Annotated in this window: 20 protein-coding genes, 1 tRNA gene, 1 other RNA gene and 1 pseudogene; 10 read left to right on the top strand and 13 right to left on the bottom strand. The window is 69.2% G+C overall.

Going from position 1 to position 23,756, the window contains the following annotated elements; all coding sequences use genetic code 11:
* Positions 1-111: 111 nt before the first annotated feature.
* Complete coding sequence (locus C8E99_RS10745; RefSeq protein ID WP_115932285.1) at positions 112-1,398, bottom strand: aspartate kinase; 1,287 nt, start codon at positions 1,396-1,398, stop codon at positions 112-114.
* Positions 1,399-1,617: 219 nt separating this feature from the next.
* Here C8E99_RS10745 and C8E99_RS10740 point away from each other — a divergent pair, with 219 nt between their 5' ends.
* Both C8E99_RS10740 and C8E99_RS10735 read left to right on the top strand, forming a co-directional pair.
* Positions 1,618-2,715 (top strand): ABC transporter ATP-binding protein, encoded by a 1,098-nt coding sequence (locus C8E99_RS10740; protein ID WP_115933409.1) that lies wholly within the window; start codon positions 1,618-1,620, stop codon positions 2,713-2,715.
* A gap of 5 nt (positions 2,716-2,720) precedes the next feature.
* A complete protein-coding gene (locus C8E99_RS10735; RefSeq protein ID WP_170144583.1) occupies positions 2,721-3,866 on the top strand; it encodes an ABC transporter permease in 1,146 nt (381 codons plus the stop codon).
* Between the two features lie 92 nt (positions 3,867-3,958).
* On the opposite strand, the gene C8E99_RS10730 is transcribed toward C8E99_RS10735, so the two are convergent.
* From C8E99_RS10730 to ehuB, 4 genes are all read right to left on the bottom strand, one after another.
* Positions 3,959-4,738 (bottom strand): amino acid ABC transporter ATP-binding protein, encoded by a 780-nt coding sequence (locus C8E99_RS10730; protein ID WP_115933408.1) that lies wholly within the window; start codon positions 4,736-4,738, stop codon positions 3,959-3,961.
* Positions 4,739-4,832: 94 nt separating this feature from the next.
* On the bottom strand, positions 4,833-5,495 hold the full coding sequence (gene ehuD / locus C8E99_RS10725) for an ectoine/hydroxyectoine ABC transporter permease subunit EhuD (protein WP_115932283.1): 663 nt from the start codon (positions 5,493-5,495) through the stop codon (positions 4,833-4,835).
* Complete coding sequence (locus C8E99_RS10720) at positions 5,495-6,232, bottom strand: amino acid ABC transporter permease (protein WP_115932282.1); 738 nt, start codon at positions 6,230-6,232, stop codon at positions 5,495-5,497. Before C8E99_RS10720 ends, ehuD begins: the two co-directional genes overlap by 1 nt.
* A gap of 6 nt (positions 6,233-6,238) precedes the next feature.
* On the bottom strand, positions 6,239-7,216 hold the full coding sequence (gene ehuB, locus C8E99_RS10715; protein WP_115932281.1) for an ectoine/hydroxyectoine ABC transporter substrate-binding protein EhuB: 978 nt from the start codon (positions 7,214-7,216) through the stop codon (positions 6,239-6,241).
* 317 nt (positions 7,217-7,533) lie between these two features.
* Between ehuB and C8E99_RS10710 the strand changes: the two genes are divergently transcribed.
* Positions 7,534-8,316 carry a GntR family transcriptional regulator gene (locus tag C8E99_RS10710; protein ID WP_115932280.1) on the top strand — a complete coding sequence of 261 codons (783 nt, stop codon included), beginning with the start codon at positions 7,534-7,536 and terminating at the stop codon, positions 8,314-8,316.
* 53 nt (positions 8,317-8,369) lie between these two features.
* Here the strand turns inward: C8E99_RS10710 and recR are convergent, their stop codons facing one another.
* The 4 genes from recR to ffs all read right to left on the bottom strand — a co-directional run bounded on the left by recR (position 8,370) and on the right by ffs (position 13,591).
* Complete coding sequence (gene recR / locus C8E99_RS10705) at positions 8,370-8,969, bottom strand: recombination mediator RecR (protein WP_115932279.1); 600 nt, start codon at positions 8,967-8,969, stop codon at positions 8,370-8,372.
* Positions 8,970-9,057: 88 nt separating this feature from the next.
* Positions 9,058-12,309, bottom strand: coding sequence for a DNA polymerase III subunit gamma and tau (locus C8E99_RS10700; RefSeq protein WP_115932278.1), 3,252 nt, complete (start codon positions 12,307-12,309; stop codon positions 9,058-9,060).
* Positions 12,306-13,427 carry a tRNA glutamyl-Q(34) synthetase GluQRS gene (gluQRS, locus tag C8E99_RS10695; RefSeq protein ID WP_115932277.1) on the bottom strand — a complete coding sequence of 374 codons (1,122 nt, stop codon included), beginning with the start codon at positions 13,425-13,427 and terminating at the stop codon, positions 12,306-12,308. Before gluQRS ends, C8E99_RS10700 begins: the two co-directional genes overlap by 4 nt.
* Before the next feature lie 67 nt (positions 13,428-13,494).
* Positions 13,495-13,591, bottom strand: an RNA gene (gene ffs / locus C8E99_RS10690) — signal recognition particle sRNA small type.
* 63 nt (positions 13,592-13,654) lie between these two features.
* On the opposite strand from ffs, the gene C8E99_RS10685 reads away from it, so the two are divergent.
* The 5 genes and pseudogenes from C8E99_RS10685 to C8E99_RS10665 all read left to right on the top strand — a co-directional run.
* Positions 13,655-14,338: an O-methyltransferase gene (locus tag C8E99_RS10685; protein WP_115932276.1), complete on the top strand. Its 684-nt coding sequence runs from the start codon at positions 13,655-13,657 to the stop codon at positions 14,336-14,338.
* Positions 14,339-14,371: 33 nt separating this feature from the next.
* The gene (locus C8E99_RS10680; protein WP_115932275.1) at positions 14,372-14,590 is read left to right on the top strand and encodes a YlcI/YnfO family protein; all 219 of its coding nucleotides are present in this window, start codon (positions 14,372-14,374) and stop codon (positions 14,588-14,590) included.
* A complete protein-coding gene (locus C8E99_RS10675) occupies positions 14,590-14,892 on the top strand; it encodes a type II toxin-antitoxin system PemK/MazF family toxin (RefSeq protein WP_115932274.1) in 303 nt (100 codons plus the stop codon). The genes C8E99_RS10680 and C8E99_RS10675 overlap by 1 nt, the downstream gene beginning before the upstream one ends.
* 99 nt (positions 14,893-14,991) lie before the next feature.
* A tRNA-Ser gene (locus C8E99_RS10670) sits at positions 14,992-15,076 on the top strand.
* A 189-nt stretch (positions 15,077-15,265) separates the two neighbouring features.
* Positions 15,266-15,712, top strand: a pseudogene (locus tag C8E99_RS10665) (ASCH domain-containing protein); the annotation flags it as partial.
* A gap of 27 nt (positions 15,713-15,739) precedes the next feature.
* On the opposite strand, the gene C8E99_RS10660 reads toward C8E99_RS10665, so the two are convergent.
* Entirely contained in the window at positions 15,740-16,978 is a 1,239-nt protein-coding gene (locus C8E99_RS10660) for a calcium:cation antiporter (protein WP_115932273.1), read from the bottom strand.
* A 235-nt stretch (positions 16,979-17,213) separates the two neighbouring features.
* Here C8E99_RS10660 and C8E99_RS10655 point away from each other — a divergent pair, with 235 nt between their 5' ends.
* Positions 17,214-18,374 carry an acetyl-CoA C-acetyltransferase gene (locus tag C8E99_RS10655; protein ID WP_115932272.1) on the top strand — a complete coding sequence of 387 codons (1,161 nt, stop codon included), beginning with the start codon at positions 17,214-17,216 and terminating at the stop codon, positions 18,372-18,374.
* Positions 18,375-18,376: 2 nt separating this feature from the next.
* Positions 18,377-19,993 carry a fatty acyl-CoA synthetase gene (locus tag C8E99_RS10650; RefSeq protein WP_115932271.1) on the top strand — a complete coding sequence of 539 codons (1,617 nt, stop codon included), beginning with the start codon at positions 18,377-18,379 and terminating at the stop codon, positions 19,991-19,993.
* A 94-nt stretch (positions 19,994-20,087) separates the two neighbouring features.
* On the opposite strand, the gene catA is transcribed toward C8E99_RS10650, so the two are convergent.
* From catA to C8E99_RS10635, 3 genes are all read right to left on the bottom strand, one after another.
* Positions 20,088-20,960 (bottom strand): catechol 1,2-dioxygenase, encoded by an 873-nt coding sequence (catA, locus tag C8E99_RS10645; protein WP_115932270.1) that lies wholly within the window; start codon positions 20,958-20,960, stop codon positions 20,088-20,090.
* An 87-nt stretch (positions 20,961-21,047) separates the two neighbouring features.
* Entirely contained in the window at positions 21,048-22,625 is a 1,578-nt protein-coding gene (locus C8E99_RS10640; protein ID WP_115932269.1) for an AAA family ATPase, read from the bottom strand.
* A gap of 164 nt (positions 22,626-22,789) precedes the next feature.
* Complete coding sequence (locus C8E99_RS10635) at positions 22,790-23,596, bottom strand: alpha/beta fold hydrolase (RefSeq protein WP_115932268.1); 807 nt, start codon at positions 23,594-23,596, stop codon at positions 22,790-22,792.
* Positions 23,597-23,756: the final 160 nt, after the last annotated feature.

The raw sequence follows: 23,756 nt of genomic DNA, 5'->3' as shown, positions 1-23,756 counted from the left end.
AGAGCAAGCACACAGAAAGCCCGACGCCGGCCGCGCATCTCGCGCGGCCGGCGTCGGGCTTTCTGTGTTGCCGGCTCTGCGGCCGGCGAATCAGGCGGTGTGGACGCCGGCTCAGCGGCCGGTGCCGCCGTAGACGGTGGCTTCCTCGTCCGCGTCGAGGCCGAAGGCCTGGTGGACGGCGCGCACAGCGGTGTCCAGCATGTCCTCGCGGGTGATGATGGAGATGCGGATCTCCGAGGTGGTGATCATCTCGATGTTCACGCCGGCCTGCTTCAGGGCGTCGAAGAACGTGGCGGAGACGCCCGGGTTGGAGCGCATGCCGCCGCCGATCACGGAGAGCTTGCCGACGTGCGGGTTGAGGATGGCGTCCTCGAAGCCGATCTCCTCCCGCGCGGCGTCCAGGGCCTCCATGGCTGTCTTGCCGTCGGTGACCGGCAGCGTGAAGGAGATGTCTGTGCGGCCGGTCTCCACGCGGGGGACGTTCTGCACGATCATGTCGATGTTCACGCCGGCCGTGGCGACCACGTTGAACACTTCGGCGGCCTTGCCCGGGAAGTCCGGGACGCCGTAGACGGTGACCTTGGCCTCGGAGCGGTCGTGGGCCACGCCGGCAACGATCGGCTGTTCCATGGGTTCGCCTTCCTCAAGTGTGATGGTGTCGTCAGGGTTGGGACGCACCCAGGTGCCTTCGTTGTGGGAGAAGGATGAGCGCACGTGCAGCAGCACGCCGAAGCGGCGGGCGTACTCCACGCAGCGCAGGTGCAGGATCTTGGAGCCGGCCGCGGCCATCTCCAGCATGTCCTCGGAGGAGATCTCGTCGATCTTCCGCGCCGAGGGGACCACGCGCGGGTCCGCCGTGTACACGCCGTCCACGTCCGAGTAGATCTCACAGACGTCCGCGTTCAGGGCGGCCGCCAGTGCCACGGCCGTGGTGTCCGAGCCGCCGCGGCCCATGGTGGTGATGTCCCGGGACTCGCGGCTCATGCCCTGGAAGCCGGCCACGATCGCGATGTCGCCGGCATCCACGGCGTCCTTCACGCGGTCGGGGGAGACGTCGATGATCCGGGCGTCTCCGTGCAGGTTGTCCGTGAACATGCCGGCCTGGGAGCCCGTGAAGGACTGAGCCGTGGCGCCCTGGGAGTGGATGCCCATGGCCAGCAGGGACATGGAGATGCGCTCGCCGGCGGAGAGCAGGATGTCCATCTCGCGGGCCGGTGGCTCCCCGTTGATCTGCTCGGAGAGGTCCAGCAGCTCATCGGTGGTGTCACCCATCGCGGAGACCACCACCACCACCTGGTGGCCGGCCTGCTGGGACTCCACCACGCGTTTGGCCACGCGGAGGATCCCTTCGGCATCGGCGACGGAGGATCCGCCGTACTTCTGGACGATCAGACTCATGCAAGGACCTCAGAGGGGGTTGACGTACCGCTGTCAGCGGACTGGCAAAGGGACTGCTGTTCAGTCTAGGTGGAGGCGGCGTTCGGGCACCTCCCATGACCGCCGAGGTCACGGAACGGTAACGCCGCGGAGGTGGCCGGGTGCTGTGTGAGCGTGGTCCGGACACCGTTCCGCGCACCCGTCCTTGCCGTGGGGTGGACCGTGCCGGACGATGGGCCCATGACTACCGACACCCGAACCGGCGACTCCGGTGAGGCCCCGGTCCCCACGTCTCTGGACGCGCCGCCGGGCATCACCGTGGACTCGGTGACGCGCAGCTTCGGGTCCGTCAAGGCCCTGCAGGGCGTGGATCTCACGGCACCGGCCGGGGCCATCACGGCGCTGGTGGGTCCCAACGGCTCGGGGAAGACCACCCTCATGCTGGTGCTGGCCTCCCTGCTGAAGCCCGACGCCGGCTCCGTCACGATCGCCGGCTTCGATCCCTTGGTCCACCCGGCCGCGGTCCGCCGGACCACCGGCTGGATGCCGGACACGCTCGGAGTGTGGGAATCGCTGACGGCCCGCGAGATCCTCGTGACCATGGGCCGGTTCTACGGGATGGACCGGGACCGGGTGCGGTCCCGCGCGGCGCAGCTGCTGGAGTGGCAAGAACTGTCCACGCTGGCGGACCAGCCGGCCCGAGTGCTCTCCCGCGGGCAGCAGCAACGGCTGTCCCTCGCCCGGGCGATCCTCCACGATCCCCAGGTGCTGTTGCTGGACGAGCCCGCCTCCGGCCTGGACCCGGGCTCCCGGATCCGGCTCCGGGACGATCTCAAGCAGATGGCCGCCGCCGGCAAGACCATCCTGGTCTCCTCCCACGTGCTCTCCGAGCTCGACGAGATGGCGGACCTGGCCGTCTTCATCCAGGCCGGAGCCACCGTCCGGGTCGAGGATCTCAGCCAGGAGGGCGCCGCCGGGGGCCGCTACCTCATCACCGCTCTCGACGCCGGACCCCTGCATGCGGCCTTGGAGCACTACTCCATCGCCTACCGCCCCGAGGGCAAGCGCCGCGACTCGGTCAGCGTGGAGGTGGCCTCGGCCACCGAGGCCGCTGACATGCTCGCCACCCTCGTGGGTGACGGCGTCCGGGTCCTGTCCTTCACCCCCGGCACCTCGCGCCTGGAGGCCGCCTACCTCGAACTGGACCGCCGCCGACCGGCGGAGGGGCCGGCGGCCCGGCCGGCGTCGCTCCCCGAGCCCGACGCCGGCCGGGCCGGTGCCGCACCACGGCCGGGCACACGGCCGGGCACGCGGCCGGACGGAAGGGGGATGGAATGATGACGATGGACACCAAGCCGCAGGAGCCGACCGCCCGATCGGAGGGGCGCCTCGGTTGGGGCGCGGCCCTCGGCAACGTCATCCAGATGGAGCTGCGCCAGCGGCTGCGCACCCGCAGCTGGTACATCATGCTGGCCGTCTGGTTCGTGGTCATCGGCCTGGTCACCTGGGGTGCGGTGGCCAGCTACAACACCCTGGCCGGCGACGACCTGTTCTTCGGCCCGGGCCGCTTCGTGTTCGAGGCCGTGGTCGGCTTCGTGATCTTCTTCGGGCTGCTGGTGGCCCCGGCCATGTCCGCGAGCACCGTCAGCGGGGACCGGGCCGGTGGCACCCTGGCGATCGTCCAGGTCACGCTGGCCACCCCGGGCCAGCTGCTCACCGGCAAGTGGCTGGCGTCCTGGATCGCCGCGCTCGGCTTCCTGGTGGCCGCCCTGCCGTACATCATCCTGGCCGTGGTGCTGGGCGGGCTGGACGTCCCGGGGCTCGTGGTCTTCGTCCTGATGGTGGCCGTGGAACTCGGGATCATCTGCGCCCTCGGCACCGCGGTGTCCGCCATCGTGTCCAGGACCCTGTTCGCGGTGGTGGCCACCTACCTGCTGGTGGCCCTGTTCTCCCTGGGCACGTTGATCGGCTTCGCCCTGACCGCCCCGTTGACCATGACCACCGTGCCGGCCAACCAGGCCGTGTACCCGGACGAGGAGCCCCTGTACCTGGAGGGCGCTGATCCGGGGGCGGACGGCTGGGGGCCCGTGCGCTGCACCGGGCCGATGGTCCCCCAGGAGACCCTGGACACCCGGTCCACCTACTGGATGCTGGCCGCCAACCCGTTCGTGGTGGTGGCGGACGCCGTGCCTCATCCGGAGAAGCCGCCCTATGATCCCGACGACCCCGAGACCTGGGCTCCCGATGGCATCATGACCTCGATCTCCACCGGGGTGCGCTACCTGCAGCAGCCGCCGGAGACGAACGTGGAGTGTGCCAACGGCCAGCTGACGGACCAAGACCAACAGGACGAAGACTCCGAGGGCACCCCGGTCTGGCCGCTCGGACTGGGCATCCAGGTCGCGGTGGCCGCCGCCCTGTTCGCGTGGGGCCGCCAGCGGCTGGTGGCCCCGGCCGTCCGCCTGCCGCGCGGGACCCGCGTGGCGTGACCGGCCGGCGTCGTCCGCCTCAACTCCTGTTAACCCTTAACGCACTTGGCGGCCTATCCCCACCGGTGGGGATAGGCCGCAAAGTGCTGGGGTCAGCGGGTGCCGATCTGGCCCTCGCCGAGGACGGCACGGAGGAACTTCTTCGTGCGGTCATGCGTCGGGGCCGTGAACATGGTGTGCGGATCAGCGTCCTCCACGATCGCGCCGCCGTCGAACATCAGCACCCGGTCCGAGACGTCCCGGGCGAACTGCATCTCGTGGGTGACGATCAGCATGGTGATGTCCGTGGTGTCCGCGATGTTCCGCAGGATGCCGAGCACCTCGTCCACGATCTCCGGGTCCAGCGCGGAGGTCACCTCGTCCAGGAGCAGGATCTCCGGGTCCATCGCCAGCGCGCGGGCGATGGCCACGCGCTGCTGCTGACCGCCGGACAGGGACGAGGGGTGGGCGTCCGCCTTGTCATCCAGCCCGACCTTGTGCAGCAGGTCCTTGGCCTTGGCCCGGGCCTCGTCCTTGGACTGGCCCAGCACGTGGATGGGGGACTCCGTGATGTTCTCCAGCACGGTCATGTTCGGGAACAGGTTGAACTGCTGGAACACCATGCCGATCCGGGTGCGGGTCTTCTTGATCTCCTTGTTGGACAGCCGGACCCGCTTGCCACCGTCGATCCGGTGGGTCAGGGGGTCCCCGTCGATGAGGATCATCCCGTCCGTGGCCTCCTCCAGGGTCATGACCAGGCGCAGGATGGTGGTCTTACCGGAGCCGGACGGGCCGATCAGGGTCACCCGCTCACCCTTGTTGACGTGGAAGTTCAGGTCCTTGAGCACCACGTTGTCACCGAAGCGCTTCTCCACGTCCCGGAACTCGATGATGGGCGCGGTGCCCCCGGCGGTGCCCCTGGTAGCGCGGCCGGCGGCCGCCGCAGTGGCACCACCGGGGCGGTCACCGGGGGCGGTGGCACCGGGGTCAGTAGGCGTAGGCAAGTCGCTTCTCCAATCGGCGGATGAGGACGGACGTGGGGTAGCTGGCCAGCAGGAAGATGATGCCGGCCAGCGTGATGGCCTCCACGTAGCGGAAGTTGTTGCCACCGAAGATCTGGGCGGCGTTGACCATCTCCACCACACCGATCACCAGCAGGAACGGCGTGTCCTTGAACATGGAGATGGCGTAGTTGCCCAGGGCCGGCACAGTGGCGCGCAGGGCCTGGGGGATCACGACGGCGGTCCAGGTGCGTCGCGTGGACATGGACAGTGCCGTGGTGGCCTCCCATTGGCCCTGGGGCACGGCGTCGATTCCGGCGCGGTAGACCTCGGACATGTACGTCGAGTAGTGGATGCCGAACACCACGATCCCGATGGTGATCGAATCGAACATCAGGAACGTGTAGTAGGCGAACAGCAGCTGCACGACGATCGGGGTCATGCGGATGAAGCTGACGACCCACTTGACGATCCCGGAGATCGGCTGCGGAGCCAGTCGGATGATCATGGCCCAGACCAGGCCGAGGGCGGCCGCGATCAGGGTGGAGACGACGGTCACCAACAGGGTGACTTGGAGGAATGCTAGGAGGATGTCCGGCAGGGCCTCGAAGGCGAGGTCCCAGTTCCAGAGCTGGCGCTGGTTCTCCATCAGATGCCACCTCCCGCCGTGGACAGTGAGTTCTTGTTGGTGGGCGTGGGCGAGAGGACCTCGCGCAGGGACGGGCCCCGGCCCAGCCGGTGCTTGGCGCGGGCCTCCAACGCGTTCATGAAGAGCGTCAGGATCAGGGCGAGGAGGAAGTACCCCACCAGCCCGACGGCGGCGTAGGCCCAGAACGTGTCTGTCTGCCGCGTGAGCTGGTCCAGGTAGAACGTGAAGTCCCTCAGGAGGATGACGCTGACGATGGCCGTGCCCTTGAGCAGGTGGACCATCAGGCTGGCCAGGGAAGGAATCATCAGAGCCCAGGCCTGCGGGAAGATCACCCGCCGCATCCGGTGGGCCGGAGACATGGACAAAGCGGTGGTGGCTTCCCACTGTCCCTGCGGCACCGAGGCGATGGAGCCGCGCACCACCTCCGCGGAGTAGGCCCCGTAGTTCAGGCCCAAGGCGAGTACTCCCACGACCATGCCCGGCAACTCGACCCCGAACTGAGGCAGGACGAAGAAGATGAAGAACAGTTGGACCACCAGTGAGGTCCCGCGGAAGAACTCGATGATGATCCGGCCGGGGATGGCCAGGGCCTTGTTGGAGGCCCCGGCCATCAGCCCGAGGACAACGGCGAGGACGAGGGACAGCGCCGAACCCATGACGGTGAGCTGGATGGTCACCCACAGTCCCTGGGCCAGGAACGGCCAGGCCTCCGCCGTGGCTTGGAGGTTCTCAAGCACCGACTATCAGCCCAGTTCGCCTGCGCACAGCTGTTCGGTGGTCAGGTCCTCCGGGGGGAGGTTCTCGGCGGTGAAGCCGTAGTCGCCCACCACCTCCAGGTAGCTCTCTTCGGACTCGGTGACGGAGCCCAGTGCCTCGTTGTAGGCCTCCAGCAACTCGGTGTCATCCTGGCGGAACACGGTGCCGCCGGCGCCGATCTGCTCCACGCCGTCGATCACCTGGACGAAGGCGTCGGTGGTCTCCACTCCGGCATCCGGGTTCTCCTCGGCCAGGGTGTTCAAGGAGATGGCGGTCATGGCGAAGGCGTCCGCTCGGCCGTTGGCCACAGTGTCCATGCCGGTCTGGGCATCCGGGACGGACTGGACCTCCAGGCCCAGAGACTCGGCGTAGCCGGCCTCGATGCCGCCGGCCAGCACGGCCAGGTTGACGCTCTCACCGGAATCGATCTTCTCCTTGACCGAGTCCAGGTCGGTCAGGCCCAGGGGATTGCCCTCGGCCACCATCAGCGTGGTGGTGTACATGATCTCCGGGTCGGAGAACGCGGCCTGGGCGCAGCGGTCCGGGAGGATGGACATACCAGCGGAGACGGCATCGAAGCGGCCGGCGTTCAGCCCTGGGATCAGTGAGTTCCACTCGACCAGTTCGGCCTCGACGTTATTGATGCCCATGTCCGCGAAGATCTTCTCGTGCATGGCCACGGTGGCCCCGGCGGGCTCGCCGTCCTCCAGGTAGGAGTAGGGGACCTCGCCGGCGATGCCGACGGTGATGGTGCCCTCCTCCTGGAGGCGTTCCAGGGTGTTGCCCTCGGCAGCTGCGGTGGTGCCTTCGCCGCCCTCTGAGCCGCCCTCAGCACCGCCGTCACCCCCGCCGCAGGCCGTGAGCATCAGGGCCGAGGCGGCCAACAGGCCGGCGCCCTGCAGGAGCCGGCGCTTGCGGGACGTGCCGGTGGGAGAGGTCAGGGTGGTCAGGTGCTGGATGGTCATGGCGTGCTCCTCAGCTGTCCGGACCTCCCGGGCTGCCGGCGGGAGGGCCGGTGGTGCGAATCGTGACGGTGCTTGGGTGCGGTGCGTCGTGGTCTGGGGCGATTCGCGGAAGCGGTCACAGGAGGGCCGGGGATCGTCCCCACACTGTGACCGGCGCCACGGAAATCGCTGGCAACCTGGGGCCGACGTTAGCAGAATGTGAACGGGGCCACCATCGGATCGTCTACCTGAAGAATGTCGACAATGTAACGATTCGCGTGGAATGATCAGGGTCCGTCGCATGGAATGATCGTGGTTGCGTCGAAAGGAACCGCCACATGAACCAGACCCAGGACCGGGGTTCAGCCCGCCGGAACGGACCGGTCACCAGGCCTCTGGTCAACACAGTGCGCCGTCCCTCGACGGTCGACCTGATCGCTGTGGAACTGCGCAACGCGATCTACGGGGGCACCCTGATGCCGGGGTCCTCCGTCCGTGAGGCCGAGGTGGCCTCCCAACTCGGGGTCAGTCGCGGGCCCCTGCGGGAATCGGCCCAGCGACTGGTCCAGGAGGGCCTGCTGGTGGCCAGACCCGGGGCAGGCCTGCGCGTGGTGACGGTCGGCGCGGACCACGTCGAAGACCTCTATCAGGCCCGGCTCGCGATCGAGAGCGCCGCGGTGCGCCAGATCGCCGCACTGGACCCCGAGGAGCGGCGTCAGCACATCGCCTCGGCCGAGGACCTGTTCGCCGCGCTGGCCTCAGCACTCGAGGATGGTTCCGACGCGCGCCGGATCGGGGACGCGGACCTGGACCTGCACTACGGGCTGGTCGAGGCCACCGGCAACCTGCGGCTGATGTCCTTCGCCTCCACGCTGATCATCCAGACGCGCATCGCAGCGCTCTCGCATGCCGACGGCTATGTGGTGCGGACGGACATCCTCGACGTCCACCGCACGCTGCTGCGCCAGCTCTCGGACGGCGACGGCCAGGCCGCTTCGGAGACCTTGGCGGGGCACTTCCGGCAGACGGTGGACCGCCTCCTCGGACGCCTGGACGAGCCTTTCAGTACGGTCTCCGGCGAGGCCGACGGCTCGCACTTCTCCTTCAATCGCCTGCCCTGACCACTTTGCGGGCAGAACCCACCGGTGGGTTCTGCCCGCAAAGTGGCAAGGAGTCAGCCGGCGACGTTGCGCCGACCCTCGAAGGCACGCCCGAGGGTGACCTCGTCGGCGTATTCGAGGTCCCCGCCCACCGGCAGTCCGGAGGCCAGGCGCGTGACCTTCAGACCCGTCGAACCGAGCATCCGAGCCAGGTAGGTGGCGGTCGCCTCACCCTCGAGGTTCGGATCGGTCGCGAGGATGACCTCCTCGATCTCGGCGTTCTGCAATCGGGTCAGCAGCTCGCGGATGTGCAGCTGGTCCGGGCCGATGCCCGCGATCGGATTGATGGAGCCTCCGAGCACGTGGTAACGGCCGCGGAAGGTGCGGGTCCGCTCGATCGCCATGACGTCCTTGGACTCCTCCACCACGCAGATCTGGGCCCGGTCCCGCCGCTCGTCACGGCAGATGGAGCAGGTTTCCTGTTCAGAGACGTTGAAGCAGATGCTGCAGTGCTTGACCTTGTCCTTGACCGTGCGGATCGCGTCGGCCAGCCGCATCATGTCCTCCGCGTCGGCCTCCAGGACGTGGAAGGCGATGCGTTGGGCTGACTTCGGCCCGATGCCGGGCAGCCGTCCGAGCTCATCGATCAGGTCCTGGACCGCACCTTCGTACACGCTACCGACCACTTTCTGCGTTGCTGGACCGGCCGATGGGCCGGAGGGGAGGGTTCCTGCGGGGCCAGGAGCGTCGGTTCAGGACGCGTCAGGACAGGGGACTCCCGTCCAGCATGCGCTCTTCGATGAAGCGGCCGCCCAGCAGTCGCTCGACCACCTTGCGCCCGGCGATGCCGGATTCCTCAATGGTGATGTCGTCCTCGCTGGGAACCTCGTCGCTCCAGTTTAGGGACCCCGGTGCTCCGTTCCCGGCCGCACCGCCGCTGCCGTCGGAAGTTCCCGACGCCGGCCCCGTCGCCCCCGGTGCCCCGGACCCGCCGGAGCCTCCCCCTGAGGTTCCCGCGGCGGACGCACCGCCCTGGGACTGGTTGTACTCCTCCATCATCTGCTGGAAGCGGCTGGAGCGCCGATGGTGGGGGGTCTCCGCCGCAGGCGCAGGTGCGCTGGCCGGCGTGGCCTCACGCGCGGCCATCATCTCGGCCTCCGGCTTGGCGAACGATGGGATGCCGCCGAAGCCCGGCTCCGGACGGGGAATCGGAGCAGCGGTGGGCGCGGGGCGGGGGCTGGAGTCCGCACCGGTCACGGGGTCGGGCGCAGGAGCAGACGCGGCACCGGGCCCCGGCTCGGGCCGCGGAATGACACCCGCAACGGGCGCCGAAGCTGGAGCCTGCACGGGAGTCGGAGCCGGAGTAGGAGCTGAAGTCGGAGTCTGCGTCGGAATTGGAGCCGGAGCGGGGGCCGGGGCGGGATCTTCGCCCCACTGGCGTGCATAGCCGCCGTCGTCTTCTGGCTCGGGCTCGTCGTCGTAGGGCGGCGGTGGGACATCGTCGTACGGGTACGGTCCGCCGGAGCCATCCCAGTCGGAGACCGGAATGTCGTCGGCGGCCAAGTCCTCTGGCTCGGAGGGGTGCCCCGGTCCGGTGGCGGCTTCCTCGAACGGGTCGAGGGAGCTCTCATCGTCGGCGTCGGCGTTGGCCTCGGCGCCGGCGTCCGCATTCGCCTCAGTAGGGGCATCGACATGTGCGTCGATATTCGCGCCGACCTGCGCATCAACCACGGCGTCAGGGACTTTGCCGGACTCAGCTTTGGCATGAGCGGCCTCGGCCTGATCGGTCGGTGCCACGGCCGGCGTCACCGGAACAGCGGACGGGGTCGGTTCCGTGAGCCCGCCCTGCGGTGCGGGAGCCGCTGTGGGCTCGGCGGGCCGCTCGGAGGTGATCACCGTGGCAGGGGCAGACGAGGACTGCGGCATGGCCGGCGACGAAGGCGTCGTCGACGTCGGCATGGCTGGGCGCATGGCAGACGGCGGCGTGTTCGACTGCGGTGCGTCCGGCTGTGGGGCCGCCAGTGCGGGGCGGCCCTCAGCTTTTGGGCTGGAACCACCCGCTGGCGCGGACCCTCCGGTGATCAGGTCCAGCTGCGGCTGAATCCCGAGGACCGAGTTGACCGCCTCGGAGATGACCTGGTCGCCGCCGCGCCGCTGGACGGTGTCCCGGGGGCCGTCGCCGGAGAAACCAATGGTCAGCAGCTGACCATCGAAACCCGCCACCGAGGCGTTCTGGGAGACCAGCATCCAGATGAGCCGTGAGTGCTCCTCCAAGTAGCCGAGGATCTCGGGCCACGCCCGGCGGATCATCTCCACCTGCGAGGCTGAACCGCCTTGCGTCGGAGGGGTAGCTGGCGGCGTTGCCGAAGTCGACTCTGTTGGCGGCACTGCCGGTGCTGCCGGCGTGGACTCTGCTGCCGGCGTGGACTCTGCTGCCGGCGCTGCCGGCGCTGCTGGCGGTGCAGTGCGGGCCGGAGCGTCGGCAGCAGGCATGGAGGGCGGGGCGGCGTGCGCCCCGGGGGACTCATCCGCGGCCGGGGCGCTCCGCTGCTCGACCCGCTGCTCGCCACGCTGCTCGGCGCGCGGCGCGTCCACGTCCTGGGCCGGGGAGGCCGACTGATCTGCGGTCTCGCCACGCTTCATCGCGGCCCGGGCCAAGGCCGCACCGGACAGGCCCACGGCGCCAGCTCCACCGGCCGGAGTGCCCTGCGAGACCTGCTGGTGACCGTCGAGGGAGTAACCGGGGTTCGGGCCCTCGGACACATTCCGAGGGGCACCGGAGGTGACCGGTGCGGAGCGGCCGGGAGCGGTGGGGCCGGCGTCGTGCGTCTCGGTGGTCTCCGGGGTGCCGCCATAGGCGAGCCGCCGCTCGATCCGGTCCAGGCGGGCGGCCAGGCCGCGCTCAGTGGCATCCGTGGTCGGCAGCATCAGCCGGGCCATGAGCAGCTCGAGGTGCAACCGCGGGCTGGTGGCGCCGACCATCTCGGTGAGCGCCTGGTTGGTGATGTCCGCGGCGCGGGAGATCTCGCCGTGCCCGAGCTGCGCCGACTGCGACTCGAGGCGGCGGACCTGGTCCTCGGGCATGCCGTGCAGCACGGCCGACGCCGAATCCGGCATGGCCTTGACGATGATGAGGTCCCGGAAACGCTCCAGCAGGTCCTCCACGAAGCGGCGGGGGTCCTGGCCGGACTGCACCACGCGGTCGACCACGCGGAAGACGGTCTGGGAGTCGGCGGCGGCCACGGCGTCGACCACGTCGTCCAGCAGGGCGTCCGGGGTGTAGCCGAGCAGGTTCACGGCCAGGTCGTAGCCGATGGCACCCTGGGCAGCCCCGGCCATGAGCTGGTCGAGCACGGACAGGGTGTCACGCACGGAGCCGCCGCCGGAGCGGACCACCAGGGACAGCACGCCCGGCTCCACGTCCATGTTCTCCTGCACGCACAGCCGCTCGAGGTATTCCATGAGCGGTTCCGGCGGCACCAGGCGGAACGGGTAGTGGTGCGTGCGGGAGCGGATGGTCCCGATCACCTTGTCCGGCTCGGTGGTGGCGAAGATGAACTTGATGTGGGGCGGGGGCTCCTCCACGATCTTCAGCAGCGCGTTGAAGCCCGCCGAGGTGACCATGTGGGCCTCGTCGATGATGAAGATCTTGTACCGGTCCCGCACGGGGGCGAAGGTGGCGCGTTCGCGCAGGTCACGGGCATCGTCCACGCCGCCGTGCGAGGCTGCGTCGATCTCGATGACGTCCAGGGCGCCCGAGCCACCGGTGGCCAGCTCCTGGCAGGAGTCGCACACTCCGCACGGGTGACCGGTGGGTCCCTCGGCGCAATTCAGGCAGCGTGCGAGGACGCGGGCCGAGGTCGTCTTGCCGCAACCGCGCGGACCGGAGAAGAGATAGGCGTGGTTGACCCGGTCCTTGGACAGGGCGGTCATCAGCGGCACGGTGACGTGTTCCTGACCAATGATGTCCTCGAAGGAGTCGGGACGGTAGCGGCGGTACAGGGCGGTAGTCACCTATGGAACCTTATCTTCTCTTCGGGGGTCCCCGCAGGGCCGGCAGGGGTCTGTGGAGGAGGCAGCGGCGGAGTCCAGGGCGAGCGTGGCACCCTGTCCGGATCGAAGTGGGCCAGGGCGTGGTCCAGGGGGCCGGCCGGCAGGCCAAGTGAGTCCAGCAACAGGTCCCTGACGCGCGTCGGTGACCAGCCGCCGTCGGGCACTTGGTCCCCGTGTGCATCCCCGCCTGAGGAGCTGGCCGGCAGTGCCGCCAGGTCCGCCAGCGTCACGGCACCGTCCCGTTTCGCCAGCCGCTGACCGGCGGCATTCAGCACCAGCGGGACGTGCACGTACTCGGTCTCCGGCGCGGGACGACCCGTGCGTTCGGCCAGCAGCCGGGCCAGCCAGTCCTGCCGCGGCGTGGAGGAGAGCAGGTCATCCCCGCGCACCACCTGGTCCACCCCCTGCGCCAGGTCATCGACGACGACCGCCCAGTTGTAGGCATAGGCACCGTCATTGCGGCGCAGCACGAAATCGTCGACGGCGGCCTCCACCGTCCCGTTCAGCCGGTCCGTGACGCGGTGGACCGGGGCCTGGCCGTCCGGCAGCCCGGCGGCGCGGGCGGCGTTGATCCGCAGGGCTGCGGGCCGTTCGGCGCGGCGGCGCGCGCGTTCCGATGCGGTGAGGTCGCGGCAGGTCCCGGGATAGGAACCGGGTGGCAGCAGGACAGTTGCAGCGCCGCCGGGGCCGGTGGCGGCGGACGTGTACGCGGATGACTGCGGGGCGCTCGTGGCCTCGGCGATGTCCCTGCGAGAGCAGTAGCACTCGTAGACGAGTCCGGATTCGAGGGCGTCCGCCCTGCCTGTCCCGTCTGCCCCGCCCAACGCGGTGAGGGCGTCCTCGTAGAGGTGGATGCGCTCGGACTGGCGGACCGGTTCGGCGTCCCAGGTGATACCGATGGCCGTCAGGTCGGCGAGCTGCTGGGCCTCGGCGCCGGAGCGGACGCGGTCCAGATCCTCGATGCGCAGGAGGAACATCCGGTCCGAATGACGGGCGTACAACCAGGCCAGGATCGCGGTGCGGAGGTTGCCCAGGTGCAGCGTGCCGGACGGGCTGGGGGCGTAGCGGCCTGCGGACACGGGACCTCCGGGAAGGTGGCGCGGCTGGTGGTCACACAGCGGCGGGAAAGGTAGGAACTGGAGGGAAATTAAAGACCCCCCACGCACCTGCCAGAGCCCACTTACCCTTGCTACCTTCCGGTCCTGGGGGAGTTCAGCGAGATGACACCACGTGAGGGGCCGTCGTCCATACTATCAGCGTCCGCCGCCTGATGTGATCTCGCTGTGGCGGCCCCTAGTCTGGGCGCATGACCTCACGTGAGCAGTGGAGCGCCGTTGACGACTACCTCGTGGAGACCGCGATCCGCCCGGACGCGGCCTCTGATCGCACCCGTGCCGCCACCCACGAGGCCGGGCTGCCGCCGATCGAGGTGCCCGCCGGACAGGGCAAGCTGATGGGCCTGATCGCCGAACTGTCCGGGGCGCGGTCCGTGTTGGAGTTCGGCACCCTCGGCGGGTACTCGACGCAATGGTTCGCGGCCGCCGTCGGGCCCGGGGGCACGGTCACCACGCTCGAATACGAACCGCGGCATGCCGAGGTGGCCCGGGCGAATCTGGATGCCGCGGGACTGGGAGACCGGGTTCAGATCCGCGTCGGGGCGGCGCTGGACACCGTGCAGGAGCTCATCGACTCCGGGGCGGGTCCCTTCGACGTGGTCTTCATCGACGCGGACAAGGCCAACAACGCCAACTACCTCGATGCCGCCCTGGAGCTCTCCCGGCCCGGCACCGTGATCATCGGGGACAACGTGGTCCGCGATGGCCGGGTGCTGGATGCCTCCGGCACTGGCGCCGATGCCGACGACGTGGCCGGGATCCGCGCCTACCTGCAGCGGCAGGGGGACGACCCGCGGTTGGATGGCACGGCCCTGCAGACCGTCAGCGGCAAGGGTTGGGACGGCTTCGCCTTGGCCATCGTGCGCGAGATCTGACGCCGTTCCATACCATGGTGGTATGGTTTTGGTATGACAACGCAGATGACACTCCGGATTCCCGACGATCTCGCCGAGTTCATCGACCAGCTCTCCACTGCGGGCGCAGGGTCGCGCGCTACCGTGGTGACTCAAGCCGTGGCGTGGTACCGGCAACGGCTTCAGGGCGAGGCTGATGCCCGCATCTTGGAGGAACGCGGCGACTATGACGACTTTGACGGCCTGGCAGCGCATTCGTCGATCGGAGACTGATGCGGGATATCCACGTCGCTCACCTCGACAAGGCGCGCCCCGTGCTGGTTCTGACCCGCGAGCCGGTCCGCGCGGCGATGCGCCGGGTCACCGTCGCGCCCATCACTGGCACTGTCAAGGGCTTGAGCACCGAAGTCCACGTCGGCCCGCGGAACGGGCTGGAGCAGACCGGCGTCGTCAGCTGCGACAACATCATCACGGTCGAGAAGTCCGCACTGGGGCGGCATATCGGCTACCTCATGGCTGACCAGGAGCAGGAGCTGACCGAGGCGATTCACAGCGCCTTCGAGTTGATGCCCTGAGTGGCACGTTGGCCGATTGGTCCTGAGGGCCTGATCTCGGGTACGATGAATCCTGCTCTTGAATCGGTTGCCATGCGTATCCGGAACTTGGGCACCTCAGGAGGATTCGCCTAGCGGCCTATGGCGCACGCCTGGAACGCGTGTTGGGTTAACGCCCTCGGGGGTTCAAATCCCCCATCCTCCGCAGTCAGACCCCGGAAACCTCACGGTTTCCGGGGTCTTTGCGTTGAGGCTGACCTGGACCCTGTCCACGAGGAGTTCTCCCGATGATCGTGACAATTCACGGTCATGAAGACGGGGACTCCTCACGATCGGCGGGACATCTCACCGGTGGAACAGCCCCACGCTCGAGCGCCGGTTTAAGCTGGGCCGGGTGACCACCCCATCGGACCACCAGTACACCGCGTTCTGGCGCCGGGCCCGGGAGGCCGTTCCCTCCCTGCCGCCGGACCTGCCGGAGGCCTGGGCCTTCGGCGCCACCCCGGACCATGCGAATGCCTTGCTGGCACTCGTCCTGGACGGCACCAAGACGGGCACCGCGTCCTCCGGCTGGGACTACGAGACGACGGGCGAGCCGATTCCGGCCGCGGACGAGTTCAGCATCATCCTCGACGGCGGCGGGCAGCCACGTGCGGTCATCGAGACCACGGACGTCCGCGTGGTTCCCTTCGGCGAGGTCGACGCCGCTCACGCCCGGGCCGAGGGGGAAGATGATCTGAGCCTGGCTGCCTGGCTCGCCATCCACGAGCGCTACTGGCGGTCCCATTCTGCGAACCCACGGGGTTGGGCACCGGACATGCCCGTGATCTGCGAACGTTTCCGACTGGTCTACCGAGAAGAGGCCAGCTCAGGAGAACAGTGCGATGCCGTAGACGGCGAACACCACGAGATGGGCGGCCCCGTGCAGGGCGGTCACCTTCCGGGCCGCCAGTGTGGTCACGGACAGCAGCAGTGTCACCCCCAGCAGGAGCAGGTTGGCCGGCGACTCGGCCAGCACGACCTCCTGTCCGGTGAGTAGGCCGATGACCAGCACGGCCGGGATGGTCAGCCCGACCGTGGAGACCAGGGCGCCGTGGCAGAGGTTGCTGACCCGCTGGATCTCTCCGCCCAGGGCGGCGCGCACCGAGGTGATGGCCTCGGGCAGGAACACGATCATGGCGATCAGCACCCCGCTCAGGGCGACGGGCGCCCCGAGGCGTCCCAGGCCGTCGTCCAGCAGGGCGGCCATGTCATGGGAGAGCAGCACGATGGGCAGCACGGTCGCCACCAGCAGGGCCACCCGGGCGATGAGCTCGCCGCGGTGGCGCGTCAAGGTATCCCGGATGCTGGTGGCGGCCGGGACCGTGGTGAGGGTTCCGGCCGTGGCGGTGGGGCCGGCCGTGGTGTCAGCCGATTCGGCGACCGGGCCCGAACCCGTGGTGGGGGCTGAGCCGGCGTCGACCTCGCGGAAGTCCGCGGCCTGCGGCCCCATCTGGCGGACCAGGAAGAACACGTACAGGGCCAGGGTGAGGACGATGATCGGGATCTCCTGGCCCGGTGTGTACGCGCCGTTGCGGCCGATCACCGCGGGCAGCGCCAACGCGATCGCAGCCAGCGGCACCAGCAGGGCGAGGTAGGCGGAGGCGCCGGTGCGGTTGTGCGCCAGGCCGCCGTGGCGCAGCCCGCCGACGAGGAGGGACAGCCCGATCACGGCATTCAGGATGATCATGGAGACGGCCATGACCGAGTCCCGCGCGATCGTGGCATGCTCGCCGGGCCCCAGCATGACGGCGGCGATCAGCACCACCTCGATCAGCACGATCGAGAGGGTCAGCACCAGTGTCCCGTAGGGGTCGCCGAGGCGGCGGGCGAGGTGCTCGGCCTCGTGCACCACCCCGAAGGAGCAGAGCAGGATGACCCCGACAATAACCGCCAGGGCGGTGACGAGCAGAGGTGTGGGGAGGGGTGGCTCCAGCAGTGGGCCGGACAGGGCCAGGGCGAGGAAGGTCCCCCAGCCCACGCCGAGGCGGACGAGGGCGGCGGGGGTGAGGATGGATCGCACGGGGGACGGCCCCCGGGTGGTGGTGGATGCCGGTGAACTGGCCATGGCGATTCGGGTCCTGTCCTGAAGGGGTCGTCCCCGTCGCAACAAGCCGGAATGGGCCGTCCCATCCGCAGGACCCCGGTGGAATCTGGTGTCCCGATCAGCCATCCTAGCGGCGTCGGCGCCCCCGTGGAGTGACCTAGACAACAGGTCGGCGGCTGGGGAATGCTACTAGTGAGTATGGCAATCACCCCATCGTGCCCCCGGCATCGATGCCGCTTCTTCCGAGAGGACCACCATGACCGAGGCCTACATCGTCGATGCCGTCCGCACCCCCGTGGGGCGCCGCGGCAAGGGGCTGGCGCACGTCCATCCGTTGGACCTGGCGGCTGCCCCGATCCGCGCCATCATCGAGCGCGCCGGGATTGAGGACACCGGGCTCTATGACGAGGTGATCCTGGGCTGCATCGACCAGGTGGGGCCGCAGGCCATGGACATCGCCCGCAGCGCCTGGCTGGCCGCGGGCGGCTCCGAATCGGTGCCGGGCACCACGGTGGAGCGCCAGTGCGGTTCCGGCCAGCAGGCCATCCACTACGCGGCGCAGGCCGTCATGTCCGGCACGAGTGACCTGGTCATCGCCGGGGGCGTGCAGTCGATGTCCGCCGTGCCGTTGTCCTACTCGAACCAGGCCGCTCGCGAGTTCGGCTTCGAGGATCCTTTCACCGGTTCGGTGTCCTGGGCCGAGCGCTACGGCGACCAGGAGATCTCCCAGTTCCGCGGGGTGGAGATGATGGTGGAGCAGTGGGGGTTCACTCGGGATCAGCTCGAGGATTTCGCCGTGACCTCGCAGCAGCGAGCCCTGGCGGCCCGGGCCGCCGGCCTCTTCGAGCGTGAGATCATCCCGGTCCCGGGTGCTGAGTCCGTGACCCAGGACGAGGGTCCGCGCGAGCCGGACCTGGAGAAGATCCGCTCACTGGACCCGATCCTTCCCGGCGGTGCGCACACGGCCGCCTCGGCGTCCCAGATGTCCGACGGCGCCGCCGCCCTGTTGATCGCCTCGCCGGCCGCGGTGGACCGGTTCAACCTCACGCCCCGGGCCCGGATCCACCACCTCTCCGCGCGCGGCGCGGACCCGGTGATGATGCTCTCCGCGCCGATCCCTGCCACGAAGTACGCCCTGGAGAAGTCGGGGCTCACCCTGGAGGAGATCGACCTGGTGGAGATCAACGAGGCCTTCGCCGCCGTCGTGCTCGCGTGGTTGCAGGAGACCGGCGCGGATCCGGAGAAGGTGAACGTCAACGGCGGGGCGATCGCGCTGGGTCACCCGATCGGGGCCACCGGTGCCCGCCTGATGACCTCGCTGCTGCACGAGCTCGAGCGCACCGGTGGCCGCTACGGACTCCAGACCATGTGCGAGGGCGGCGGCCAGGCCAATGTCACCATCATCGAAAGGCTCTGACCATGACCACTGAGACCGACGAACTCGGCCAGGCCATCACCCGAGCCGGGGCCAACACCCTGGCCACCCTGCTCGCGCGGACCGCCTCCCGCAACGGGAAGAACACGGCGCTACGGTTCGAGGACCGCGAGTGGACCTACGGCGAGCTGGAGCAAGCCGTGCACCGGGTGGCCCACCGACTGCGGGACACCGGGCTTCCGGAGGGATCGCGCGTGGCCGCCTACGGGCTGAACTCGGACGCCTACGCGATCCTGTTCCTGGCCTGCGCCACCGCCGGATACGTGCACGTGCCGGTCAACTTCGCGCTCAAGGGCGAGGAACTGGCCTACATCCTCGAGGACTCCGGCGCCGCACTGCTCGTGGCGGACCCCGCACTGATGCCGCGCATCGGCGAGGTCCGGGACCAGGGGCGCGCGGCCGGCGTCGGGCAGCTCTGGCCCTTCTTCGCTGACGGCGGCCTTCCCGACGGCGGCGCGGACGGTTCCGCGGCCGGCGCACCGGCCGCGGCGCTGCTGACCACGGCCCTGGACGAGTCGGCGCCGGACACCCCGCTGGACCTGCCCATCGGCGATGCCGACTTGGCCCAGTTGCTGTACACCTCCGGCACGACGTCGGCCCCCAAGGGCGCCATGATGTCCCACCAGGCGCTGATCTCCGAGTACGTGTCCACCATCGTCGCCCTCGACCTGACGGAGGAGGACCGGCCGCTGGTGTGCATGCCGCTCTACCACTCGGCGGCGATGCACGTGTTCCTGATGCCGTACCTGACCCTCGGCGCGACCGTCCGGCTGCTGCCGAAGCCGGATGTGCCAGAGGTCCTGCGGTTCGTGGAGTCCGAGCACATCGGCTCACTCTTCCTGGCTCCCACCGTGTGGGTGCCGTTGAGCAACCACCCGGACCTGGATTCCCGCGACCTGTCCTCGCTGACCAAGGCCCAGTACGGCGCCTCCATCATGCCGGTGACCGTGCTGCAGCGGCTGCGCGAGCGGTTCCCGAAGCTCGGCTTCTACAACTGCTTCGGCCAGTCCGAGATGGCCCCGCTGTGCACGGTGCTCCGCCCCGAGGAGCACCACGCGCGGCCCGCCTCCTGCGGCCGGCCCGTGCTGTTCGTCGAGGCCCGGTTGGTCACGGCGGAGGGCGCGTTGGCCGAGCCGGGTGAACCCGGGGAGGTGCAGTACCGGTCCCCGCAGCTGATGATCGGGTACTGGAACAAGCCCGAGGCCACCGCCGAGGCGTTCGACGACGGCTGGTTCCGTTCCGGCGACCAGGCCACCCAGGACGAGCAGGGGTACCTGAAGATCGTGGACCGCATCAAGGACGTCATCAACACCGGCGGCGTGCTCGTGGCCCCGCGGGAGGTGGAGGACTGCATCTACGAGTTGGAGGAAGTCGCCGAGGTGGCCGTGGTGGGGCTGCCGGACGAGCGCTGGATCGAGGCGGTGACGGCCGTCGTCGTGCTCAAAGACGGTGCCGAGCTGACCGCCGAGACCGTCCGTGCGCACGTGAAGTCGAGGATCGCGGACTTCAAGGTGCCCAAGCGCGTGGACTTCGTGGCCGAGTTGCCGCGCAACCAGTCCGGCAAGCTGCTCAAGCGGGAGCTGCGGGCGGAGCGGAGCTAGTCGGCCAGCTAGCCGAATGTGCTGTGGGGGCAGAGAGAGGGGGGTACGCGTACCCCCCTCTCTCTGCCCCCACAACGGAGGGGCTAGTGACGGGTCACTGCTCCGGGTCGAGCACGAAGTCGTAGTGGGTGATCTCGCCCTCGCCGTCCGGGTTCGGCTGCGGGTTCAGCAGCAGCTCGGGCTTCACGGCCGAGGCGATGTCGTCCTCCAGGTGCTCGTCGCCCGGGAAGTACAGCTGGGCGGTCAGCTTGTGGTGACCCGGAGCGTGCACCTTGAAGTGCAGGTGCGCCGGCCGCCAGGCGTGCCAGCCGGCGGCCTCGATGAGCTGGCCGCAGGCACCGTCCGTGGGGATCTGGTACGGCGCGGGACGGACGGTGTGGATCTCGAATCGGCCGTCCTCGTTGGCGGTCCAGGTGGCACGCAGGTTCCATTCGGGCAGGCCGGGGGCGAACTGGGAGTAGAAGCCCAGGTCATCCGCGTGCCACAGTTCCAGCTTGGCACCGGGCAGCGGCGAGCCGTCCACGGCGCGGACCTGGCCGGTGAAGGTGAACGGGGTGCCCGGCTCGTCCTCACGCATCGGGATGGTGCCGTTCCACGGGACCTCGGGGGAGTCCTCCAGGTAGTAGGGGCCCTCGATGGTGCCCTTGGAGCCCTCGCGGTGTTCATTGGCGACCTCCTCGACGGAGTGCTCCAGCCACACGTCCAGGAACAACGGCCACTCGCCGTCCTCGCCCACGCGGATCAGCCAGGCCTTGAAGGCGTTGTACTCCTCGTAGCTGACCTTCTCTTCGAGCACGATGTCGTTGAGGGCTTTCACGGCGCGGGAGGCCAGGTGGTTGACGCGCTCGGTGTCCACCACGCCGCCGGTGGACTGGGCGTCCATCCGCTCGCGGAACCGTGCCGAGGCGTTGGCTCCGGAATCGGCGGCGCGGGCGACGGTTTCCTCGTTGTAGCTGTCCTGGGTCATGGTTACTGCTCTCTTTCGTTCTCTGAGGGGTGCGGTTGTGCGGAGGCGCTGCGGTTCGGTGCCTGCTGGGCTGGGCAGGGCGGATGGCTACCGGGCGGACGGGATGTACTGCAGCCCCCGGAAGCGGGCGGCGGCGGCGAAGACGTCGAGGTCTGGTGCTGTGTTCCGGTGGGCGGCCATGCGCAGGCCGAGCCGCAGCAGCATTTTGATGTCCCGGGGCGTGATGTCGGGGAAACCGTCCACGAGCTGGTCCAGCAGGTCATCGGACAGGGTGACCTGGTGGCCTGCGGCGAAAGTCTGCCAGATCTGTCGGGCGGCATCCGGCTCGGGGGCGCGGTAGTCGATGACGGCGGCACAGCGGGCGAGGATGGCCCCGTCCACCTCGTCGATCCGGTTCGTGGTGAGGAACAACAGCCCGTCGTAGTACTCGAGGGTGCGCAGGAACTCGGCCACGATCGCGTTCTGGTGCAGTTCGAACCCGCGCTCGAGCACGAAGACATCGGCCTCGTCCAGCAGCAGTACTGCGTCCCAGCGCTTGGCCTGGACGAAGATCTCCTCGAGGTTCTTGCGCACCAGCTCCGCGGTGATGCCCAGGGAGCCGGTGTGGATGGAGTAGAGCGGGCGGCCGATGACCTCGGCGTATACCTCGGCGGTCAGCGTCTTGCCCACACCGGGCCGGCCGCGGGCCAGGATCACGTTACCGGCGGACTTGCCCTCGATGATGTCTCCGGTGAACACGGAGATGTCCGAGGTGAGGATGTCCAGCAGCTCGCGCTGGTCCTCCGGCAGTACCAGCTTGTCCCGCAGCCCCGGGTTGTACTCGTAGCGGGTGAGATCAGCGGTATTGACGTCCAGATAGTCCTGGGCGGCGAGGTCGAACACGCGCACGGCGGTGACCACGGGGACCGCGCCGGTCTCCTGCTCGTCGAAGAGGACGGAGGAGGCCACCATCCGCAGGGGTGCCCGCTCGTCCGGTGCAACGTCGTGGACGACCTTGCGGTGGGTGCGGTCATGGGCCGAGCGGTAGTCCTCGGTGCGCAAGGCGCGGCCGGTGAAGACGAACTGCTGGCCGAAGTCATGGTCGATGATGTCCTGGAACGCGTCGCGGCGTTCCTGGTACTCCGCCCGGAGCCGCTCCGTCTCCTTGAACGCCCGATGCGCGGTCAGCACGTCCGCGGGCGTCTTGCCCACCAGCTCGGTCTCGTCGAACTGCAGCAGCCGCGGTGCCCGGGAGGGGCGCTTGACCGTGGGGTTGTCCGCCTCCATGGTGATCTTGATGCGCGGGGGACGGGTGCGGTCACCGTGGTCCAGCCCGATGTCCATCACCAGGTAGGGATGCAGGTAGCCGTCGGGCTCCTGGACGTAGAGCCAGCCGTCGATCAGCCCGTCCTTGAGGAACTCGCGGAAGAGTTCCACGGCGGAGTTGATGTTCGGGATCGGGGCGAAGTCGCCGGCACGGGCGGACTGGACGGCCATCACTGCACGGGCGAAACCCGCATCCTGCACGGACTCCGCGGCCGCCGCCAGGTCCGCCAACGCGGTATCGGAGAGGTGCCGGTCCGGGATGCCCATCTCCTTGGAGCGCCACGAGCCGGCCTGCGTGCGGGCCGCCTGCAGATCGTCGGCAGTGGTGGCGAGGACCACCTCCGTGGGGGCGATGAACATCCGCAGGACTCCTTCATTGGGCCGATCACCCGCCGAGTATGCCGTGGCTCACTCCGGCGGGATTGGGGTCAGCCTAGCCCCGTGTTCTTGAACGCAAAAATACTTAAAGCCTCTGGATTCGGAGGTTGAGGATATGGGTGCTGGTCCGCAGTGCTGCGGCGGTCTCAGGAACCGGAGGGGCCGACGTCGACCAGGAACCCCAGGAGGTCCGGCACCACCTGCTCGGCGAACTCCTCGAAGAACCCGTGCCGGCCGCCCGGGTAGAGGCGCAGCCGGGCGCCGGGGATCCGCTGGGTGATCAGGGCGGCGTTCTCGGCCGGGACCATGAGGTCCTCAGTGCCGTGCAGGATCAGCGTGGGCGCCGTGATCGAGGGCAGAGCGTCCCAGGCATCATGGCGGTCGCTGGCCCGGCGGTGGCCTACTTGGTCCCGCGGGGTCATGGTCGGATCGCCGAGCAGGGTGCTGTCTTCGGGCCGTCCGGGCCAGTCGGGGGTGTAGAAGAGCTCGTGCAGCTTTGCCTGCTGCTCCTCGCGAGTGCCCCGGGCCAGCCACTGCCGGGTCTCCCGCTTGCGCTCGTGGGCGTGCTCCCCGCCGGGGGAGGTGCAGCCCAGGATCAGGGCGGTCACCCGGTCCGGGTGGTTCACTGCGAGCATCTGCGCCACGCGCCCGCCCATGGAGGTGCCGAACACGGCAGCGGTGCGGATCCCCAGGTGGTCCAGGGCCGCCACGGCATCCTCGGCGAAGAGGCTCGTGGTCCAGTCGCCCAGGTCTCCACGACTGCCGCCGGTGCCGCGGTAGTCAACAGTGACGGTGCGGTGGGCGTCCTCGTAGGCGGTGCGGATCCCGTCCCACCAGTGGTGCGAGTTCGCCTGACCGGAGAGCAACAGCAACGCTGGCGCGTCGATCGGCCCGCCGGTCTGGATGGCGAGCGGAAAGTCGTCCCGGGTATGGACCGTGGACTCCTCGTGCATATGCCCCCTTGCTCTGGTCGCTCTGATCTATAACGTCATCATGCGAACTTCCGGGAGTCGCGCCGGATTCGGCGTGCGACACCCGGATCATCGCATGACGAGCGAGGGCGGCCGCTGAACAACCTGTCTTTGCCGGCGCATAATGACGGGTTAATGACCT

It is taken from the genome of Citricoccus muralis (assembly GCF_003386075.1).
GTDB lineage: Bacteria > Actinomycetota > Actinomycetes > Actinomycetales > Micrococcaceae > Citricoccus > Citricoccus muralis.
Note: the sequence above shows the minus strand (reverse complement) of the source record. Positions and strands in the feature narration are given on the sequence as shown.

What these genes read in the sequence shown, in the direction of transcription:
- C8E99_RS10745 (WP_115932285.1), bottom strand. Translation starts at nt 1,398, where the DNA reads ATGAGTCTGATCGTCCAGAAGTACGGCGGATCCTCCGTCGCCGATGCC.
- C8E99_RS10740 (WP_115933409.1), top strand. Translation starts at nt 1,618, where the DNA reads ATGACTACCGACACCCGAACCGGCGACTCCGGTGAGGCCCCGGTCCCC.
- C8E99_RS10735 (WP_170144583.1), top strand. Translation starts at nt 2,721, where the DNA reads ATGGACACCAAGCCGCAGGAGCCGACCGCCCGATCGGAGGGGCGCCTC.
- ehuD (WP_115932283.1), bottom strand. Translation starts at nt 5,495, where the DNA reads ATGGAGAACCAGCGCCAGCTCTGGAACTGGGACCTCGCCTTCGAGGCC.
- ehuB (WP_115932281.1), bottom strand. Translation starts at nt 7,216, where the DNA reads ATGACCATCCAGCACCTGACCACCCTGACCTCTCCCACCGGCACGTCC.
- C8E99_RS10710 (WP_115932280.1), top strand. Translation starts at nt 7,534, where the DNA reads ATGAACCAGACCCAGGACCGGGGTTCAGCCCGCCGGAACGGACCGGTC.
- C8E99_RS10685 (WP_115932276.1), top strand. Translation starts at nt 13,655, where the DNA reads ATGACCTCACGTGAGCAGTGGAGCGCCGTTGACGACTACCTCGTGGAG.
- C8E99_RS10680 (WP_115932275.1), top strand. Translation starts at nt 14,372, where the DNA reads ATGACAACGCAGATGACACTCCGGATTCCCGACGATCTCGCCGAGTTC.
- C8E99_RS10675 (WP_115932274.1), top strand. Translation starts at nt 14,590, where the DNA reads ATGCGGGATATCCACGTCGCTCACCTCGACAAGGCGCGCCCCGTGCTG.
- C8E99_RS10660 (WP_115932273.1), bottom strand. Translation starts at nt 16,978, where the DNA reads ATGGCCAGTTCACCGGCATCCACCACCACCCGGGGGCCGTCCCCCGTG.
- C8E99_RS10655 (WP_115932272.1), top strand. Translation starts at nt 17,214, where the DNA reads ATGACCGAGGCCTACATCGTCGATGCCGTCCGCACCCCCGTGGGGCGC.
- C8E99_RS10650 (WP_115932271.1), top strand. Translation starts at nt 18,377, where the DNA reads ATGACCACTGAGACCGACGAACTCGGCCAGGCCATCACCCGAGCCGGG.
- catA (WP_115932270.1), bottom strand. Translation starts at nt 20,960, where the DNA reads ATGACCCAGGACAGCTACAACGAGGAAACCGTCGCCCGCGCCGCCGAT.
- C8E99_RS10640 (WP_115932269.1), bottom strand. Translation starts at nt 22,625, where the DNA reads ATGTTCATCGCCCCCACGGAGGTGGTCCTCGCCACCACTGCCGACGAT.
- C8E99_RS10635 (WP_115932268.1), bottom strand. Translation starts at nt 23,596, where the DNA reads ATGCACGAGGAGTCCACGGTCCATACCCGGGACGACTTTCCGCTCGCC.